Annotated in this window: 1 protein-coding gene and 1 pseudogene; both read right to left on the bottom strand. The window is 69.7% G+C overall.

Annotated features, from left to right (window positions below):
- Positions 1-446 (bottom strand): annotated as a pseudogene (locus ACFVUT_RS37695) (hypothetical protein); the annotation flags it as partial.
- A 116-nt stretch (positions 447-562) separates the two neighbouring features.
- Positions 563-1,432 (bottom strand): ATP-binding protein (locus ACFVUT_RS37690; RefSeq protein WP_389671184.1); only part of this gene is annotated, 870 nt, incomplete at its 5' end.

The raw sequence follows: 1,432 nt of genomic DNA, 5'->3' as shown, positions 1-1,432 counted from the left end.
CACTTGTTCCCCATGAACAGCATTTCGACGAGGAACCCCTCGACGCTCAGATCCCAGTCGTTCCAGTCCCCGGTGTCGGCGTAGATGCGGTAGGAGCTGACCGGATTCCCGTCCCGGTCGGTCACCTCGAACGCGGACAGCACCCCGCCCTGGGCGGCCCGGTCCTTCTTGTACTGCTCCACCAGTTTGTCGAACTTGTCGCGGGCGGCTTTTTCCTCCTTCTTCGCCTCCTTGACCCCGTCCTGGACCAGCGGGGAGTCATCCGGCTGGCCCGAGGAGCCCGGATCGGGCACCATCGGGCTCGGATCGAGCGGGTTCTCTGGGCCGGGCAGCGTCGGACTCACCGAAGGCGTAGGTGTGGGGGTCGGTGCCGCGCTGGCCGACACGGTGGCCAGCAGCAGCGAGGCCAGGCACGAAAGTGCCAGCAGCACCAGACCAGCAACCATGCTGCGCCCGGGGCGCAGCCACCGCCTTACGCCCCGCAGCACGCGCACGCCCCGGGCCTGGGCCCCGGCCCGGATGCGCGCTATCGGTGTTCCCGCCGTTGCGGCGGCCCGCCCGCTCATGCCGCTGCGCTCTGCGTGGGCTGGGAGTGGATATGGGCGACGGCCTGTTCGTCGGCGGGCAGCGTGACCTGCATGGCGCCGATCCGCCCGGTCAGGTCACGGTGGAGGCACTCACCGGCCCGCGCGGCGCGCTCCTCGTCGCTGAGGTCGGGGCTGTTGGGGGACAGCTCGGTCGTGACCAGGGTGAGCAGGTCCTCGTCGTCGGGGTTGCAGCCGAGGAAGCGCAGCGCCCGGCGGGCGAGGTTGGTGTCGGTGTGTCGAAAAACAAACTTGCGGGGGATCAGGCCGCGCAGGATCTGCCCGTTCTCGTTGTCGGCCGAGCCGATGTCGTCCGCATCGTGGGCGCCGAAGAGGGCGCCGGCGTTGTGCTTGCGTCCGTCCTTCACCAGCTCCAGCGCCAGGGCCAGGCCCTCGGGGCTGGAGGTCAGCCACCAGCACTCGTCCCACACCACGAGCGCGAACTCGTCCAGGTCCGCGTAGACGATCTTCCGGGACAGGGCGGCGATCAGGTACATCACCGCACGCCCGAAGATCTTCTCGAACTCCATCTTGTCCAGCCGGTCCCCGCCGCGCAGTTCGCTTTTGGTGGGCAGTGCGAGGGAGGACACCGAGAACACCAGGGCATCGGCCTTCGAACCGCGGACCACGGGCAGCGATTCGTCGAACACCGCGCGGGCCAGGTCCTTGCGCCGCACCGCGGCCAGGCGGCGGGCGGCCATGGCGGAATGAGCATCACCGGACGCACCGCGGTTGGTGAGCTCCTCGACCAGGACCCGCATCGACGGATGCGGCTCGCCCAGCACCGCCTCGACCGCCTCGGACAGCGCGATGCCCTCGTCACTCATGGGCGCCAGGCCGAGCAGCAG

This window comes from Streptomyces sp. NPDC058051 (assembly GCF_042885475.1).
Lineage (GTDB): Bacteria > Actinomycetota > Actinomycetes > Streptomycetales > Streptomycetaceae > Streptomyces.
This window is presented reverse-complemented; position numbering and strand designations above follow the sequence as displayed.